Raw genomic sequence first — 2,372 nt, 5'->3', positions numbered from 1 at the left:
CGCACAGGTGTTGCTGTCACCTTGGGTAATATTGGTATACTCTTCCAAAGTACAAATCGAGCAACCCAAGCCATTACTAATTTAGAGCAATCTCTCCAAATCAGCTTAGAAATGCGCCGGGGTTTGCAACGAGAAAACCGCCAAAAGTTTTTACAGGAAAATAATGCAAGTGCAATTGCTAGTGCTTTAGTCGATGTCCTGATTAATCAAAATAAATACGCTCAAGCCTTTGAATGGGTTAACCTATTCACCACAGCCGATCTTGCTGATTATAGTCGCCTGATTAATGCCAAAGTTGCCAACCCAGAAGCACAGCAGAGCCTTAATGACTGGAGTAAAAAAAATCAACAATTGGAATCCCTGCGACAACAACTGCAAAGCGATCGCTCCGAAAGCCTACCCCAACAGATTCGGCAATTAGAAGCACAAGTTTATTCAGAAGCCGAAAATATATCCCGCCGTTTTCCTGAAGTGGCAGAACTATTTGAAACTACACCCGTAGATATTAAAAATCTTACATCTTCCATCCCAGTAGGAACAGTTGTAGTTCAACCTGTCTTATTGACTAATGTGAGAGATATGCCTAATAACGTCGCATTTTTTATCTTCACAAAAGGTCATTTTAGTGTTATTAAAAAATCTATTGAACCCAATAAATTTGATAAGCTTATTGATGATTACTTAAAACAGATACAAGACGATAGTGATTCTGATTACTTTGAAACCGGCGGCGAACTTTATGATATTCTCATTCGCCCTATAGAAGGCGAAATTAAGGCTTTATCACCTAAACAACTGAGTATTATTGCTACTGGTAAACTGCGCCATTTACCTTTTGAGACTCTTTACGACAATAAAACTAAGCAATTTCTGATCCAAAAATATCCTGTAAACTATCTGACTCGCATTTCCAATAATTCCTTACAATCTCTAGGTATGCAAAATGCCATACCTCGCATACAAGCTGTTTTAGCATTTGGTAATCCAGTAACCAGTCAGCCGCAAAATCTCCCAGGTGCAGAAGCAGAAGTCATAAAGATTCAAAAAATACTGCCAGACAGTGAAGTTTATATCCATAAAAAAGCTACCTTGGAAAACTTTAGATCCCAGGCTTTGCGATTTTCCTTTTTGCACTTAGCAACTCACGGCTGTTTTCAAACTGAAGATTGCAAAAAAGTCAAGTTAAAAAATAATACATTATTATTTGCTGACAAATTTTTAGACATTGCCGATGCGGCTCTTTTAGGTTTACAAGGCACACAACTGATTACTCTTAGTGCCTGTCAAACTGCTGTAGACACTAAGAATAATAATGTAGGAATTGCAGGAGTCGCTTATATATTTGAGCGGGCTGGTGCTAAAGCTGTGATGGCAAGTTTGTGGGCGGTTGATGATGAAGCAACTCAGCTATTGATGGTTGATTTTTATCAAAATCTCAAGCTGGGTATGACGAAAGGAGAAGCTTTGCAACAAGCTAAGTTGAAGCTAATTGCAGATTATCCTCATCCTTTTTATTGGTCAGCATTTGTCTTGATTGGCGTTAGTTTGTAGTGAGAACTTTAGTCCTCTTCTGAGGGCTTCAGCCCGATAACTAGAGAATAAGGAAATCCTAACTTGCGGCTAAATTGCCCCAACCCACGTAGGGTAATTTTGCAGCCGTTACCCGAACTTGGTCAGCATTCGCCACCAACTGACCGCAAGCGTCCCAAGTTCCAGAAATAAATGTGCTTCTTGTCCCTTCACCGATCGCAACTGCGGCTGTGTAATCATCAATTTGCACTTGCAAGGTTTCCAAATCCACTGTCACGGTGGCTTGGGGATTAGCAGTGACTAAATCTTGCAGTTGTTTAACAGTAACAGCATCAGCTGTCACACAAGGTATGCCCATCGCCACACAGTTACCGAAAAAGATTTCGGCGAAGCTTTCACCGATTAAAGCTTGGATTCCCCATTTTGCGATCGCTTGGGGTGCATGTTCCCGTGATGAACCACAGCCAAAATTTCTATTGACTATTAAAATATTCGCCCCTTGGTACTGGGGTTGGTCAAAGGGATGTTCACCTTTAAGTGCTGTCCGGTCATCAATAAATGCGCCTTCACCTAACCCATCAAAGGTAACGGCTTTCAAATATCGCGCGGGAATGATGCGATCGGTATCTATATCATTACCCACTAAGGGTATACCGCGCCCTGAAACTGTTTTAACTTCACTCACCATAATTTTATATCTATTCTTTCAATGACAGCCTGTTGAAAAAGGGACTGGGGACTGGGGACACTTCGACAAGCTCAGTGCATCGCTGGGGACTGGGGAAGATGAGGGAATGGGGAATAGGGAATAGGGAATGGGGAATACGGGAATAGTAATAGGT

At 41.3% G+C, this 2,372-nt stretch carries 2 protein-coding genes; one reads left to right on the top strand and one right to left on the bottom strand.

What is annotated here, in order from left to right; all coding sequences use genetic code 11:
• A partial coding sequence (locus ACFFAP_RS37985) for a CHAT domain-containing protein (RefSeq protein ID WP_375516032.1) occupies positions 1-1,551 on the top strand: 1,551 nt, incomplete at its 5' end.
• A 58-nt stretch (positions 1,552-1,609) separates the two neighbouring features.
• Here the strand turns inward: ACFFAP_RS37985 and leuD are convergent.
• Entirely contained in the window at positions 1,610-2,218 is a 609-nt protein-coding gene (gene leuD / locus ACFFAP_RS37980; protein WP_375516031.1) for a 3-isopropylmalate dehydratase small subunit, read from the bottom strand.
• Positions 2,219-2,372 lie beyond the last annotated feature (154 nt).

Origin of the sequence: uncultured Nostoc sp. (assembly GCF_964245575.1) — a bacterium.
GTDB lineage: Bacteria > Cyanobacteriota > Cyanobacteriia > Cyanobacteriales > Nostocaceae > Nostoc.
Note: the sequence above shows the minus strand (reverse complement) of the source record. Positions and strands in the feature narration are given on the sequence as shown.